At 65.3% G+C, this 2247-nt stretch carries 3 protein-coding genes; 1 reads left to right on the top strand and 2 read right to left on the bottom strand.

The genetic code is table 11. The features are described from left to right. Nucleotides 1-33 precede the first annotated feature (33 nt). The gene (locus AC1D2K_RS33710; protein WP_478094661.1) at nucleotides 34-1215 is read right to left on the bottom strand and encodes an acyl-CoA dehydrogenase family protein; all 1182 of its coding nucleotides are present in this window, start codon (nucleotides 1213-1215) and stop codon (nucleotides 34-36) included. Nucleotides 1216-1358: 143 nt separating this feature from the next. On the opposite strand from AC1D2K_RS33710, the gene purN reads away from it, so the two are divergent. Further along, entirely contained in the window at nucleotides 1359-1943 is a 585-nt protein-coding gene (gene purN, locus AC1D2K_RS33705) for a phosphoribosylglycinamide formyltransferase (RefSeq protein ID WP_478094659.1), read from the top strand. A gap of 16 nt (nucleotides 1944-1959) precedes the next feature. Here the strand turns inward: purN and AC1D2K_RS33700 are convergent, their stop codons facing one another. Continuing rightward, entirely contained in the window at nucleotides 1960-2205 is a 246-nt protein-coding gene (locus AC1D2K_RS33700) for a DUF1653 domain-containing protein (protein ID WP_478094663.1), read from the bottom strand. Between the last annotated feature and the right edge of the window lie 42 nt (nucleotides 2206-2247).

Here is a 2247-nt window from a genome sequence, read left to right as displayed (position 1 = left end):
CATTCAGCGCGTCGCGCGGGCCGTTCTACGGCTTCAGCCGAGAACGGTCTGCGCGACGATGTTGCGTTGCACTTCGTTGCTGCCGCCGTAGATGGTGGTCTTGCGCATGTTGAAGTAGGTCGACGAAAGCGGTGCCAGCTGCGGATGGCCGCCCGGGAAGTCACCCTGCCAGCCGGCTTCCATCGCCTCGCGGATCAGCGGCAGCGAATAGGGGCCGCCGGCCAGCATCATCAGCTCGGAGTAGCGCTGCTGGATCTCGCTGCCCTTGATCTTGAGCAGGCCCGCGATGTCGAGCGAGTTCTTGCCCGAGGTGGCGGCCGACAGCACGCGCAGCACCAGCATCTCGAGCGCGACGACGTCGACCTCGAGCTTGGCGATCTCGTCGCGAAAGCGGGCGTCTTCCCAGACGCCTTCGCTCTTGGCCAGGCGCTTGACGCGCTCGAGCTCGCGCTTGGCGCGATTGACGTCGGCGATGTTGGTGCGTTCGTGCGAGAGCAGGTGCTTGGCGTAGGTCCAGCCCTTGTTCTCCTCGCCGATCAGGYTTTCGGCCGGCACCTCGACGTTGTCGAAGAAGACTTCGTTGACCTCGTGGCCGCCGTCGAGCAGCTTGATCGGGCGGACCRTCACGCCCGGCGACTTCATGTCGATCAGCAGGAAGCTGATGCCGGTCTGCGGCTTGCCTTCATTGCTGGTGCGCACCAGGCAGAAGATCCATTCGCCGTACTGGCCGAGCGTGGTCCAGGTCTTCTGGCCGTTGACGATGTATTTGTCGCCCTGCCGTTCGGCCTTGGTCTTGACCGAGGCCAGGTCCGAGCCGGAGCCCGGTTCGCTGTAACCCTGGCTCCACCAGACTTCGCCGCTGGCAATGCCGGGCAGGAAGCGCTTGTGCTGCTCGGCATTGCCGTAGGCCATGATCACCGGCGCCACCATCACCGGGCCGAAGGGGATGATGCGCGGCGCACCGGCCAGCGCGGCCTCTTCCTCGAACAGGTGCTTCTCGACCGCGGTCCAGCCGGGGCCGCCGAATTCCTTCGGCCAGCCATAGCCGAGCCAGCCTTTCTTGCCGAGGATCTTCGCCCATCGCTGCAGGTCGTCACGCGTCAGTTCGAGCGCGTTGTGCACCTTGTGCGAGATGTCTTGGGGAAGGTTTTCTTTGACCCAGGCGCGAATAYCTTCGCGGAACTTCTGTTCTTCGGGCGTGAAGCTCAAATCCATGCGTGCCTCGCTGTGTTGATCGAACCGCCGCGGGCGCGGCGTGTCTCCGGAACCGCCGGTTTTAGCACGGTCGTGCGCTTTCGGGGTGTCCGCGTCGTGACAACACGGACCACGAAAAGGCAGCACGGATAATCCCGCGTCCCATGAAGAACATTGTGATCCTTATCTCCGGCGGCGGGTCCAACATGGCGGCCATCGTGCGGGCCGCCGAGCAGGAGCGCTGGGCGGCCCGATTCGATGCCCGCGTCGCCGCCGTCATCAGCAACAAGGCGGACGCGCCGGGGCTGGCGCTCGCCCGTGCCAAGGGCATCTCGACCGCAGTCGTCTCGCACAAGGATTTCGCTAGCCGGGAGGACTTCGATGCCGCCCTGGCCGAAGCCATCGACATGCATGCGCCGGCGCTGGTCGTGCTGGCGGGATTCATGCGCATCCTGACGCCCGGCTTCGTGACCCGCTATGCGCGCCGGCTGCTCAACATCCATCCGTCGCTGCTGCCGGCGTTCCCCGGCCTGCATACCCACCAGCGCGCGATCGAGGCCGGCTGCAAGGTCGCAGGGCTCACGGTGCACGAAGTGACGGTGGAACTCGACCATGGACCGATCCTGGCGCAGGCGGTGGTGCCGGTGCTGCCCGACGACACCGCAGCGACGCTGGCGGAGCGTGTCTTGGTCCACGAACACCGGGTTTACCCGCAAGCAATTGCGGCCTGGCTTGTGGAAACAAAATGACACAATCCGCCAGGGGTCATTTTTCCTGGTCGAGCTTCGTGAAGCGCAACTGTGACGAGCCGTCGATCTCCACGCGGCCGCCGAACATGGCGGCCGGGCGGACCCAGAGTCCGCGCTCGCCGTAGAGCGCGCGGTAAAGCGTCATCGGCTCCAGCGTCTCGCTGTGGCGCACCGTGCCCAGCACGTCGTACTCGCCGCCCTTGTAGTGGCGGTAGCGGCCGGGGGGCGTCTCGATCAGGGGTGGCAGGTCGTCGTCGTTCATGCGGTTGTTTCCTTCAAGGAACTGAAAGGTCGGGATGGAGAG

The sequence above is a fragment of the Variovorax sp. P1_H12_2 genome (assembly GCF_056405335.1).
Note: the sequence above shows the minus strand (reverse complement) of the source record. Positions and strands in the feature narration are given on the sequence as shown.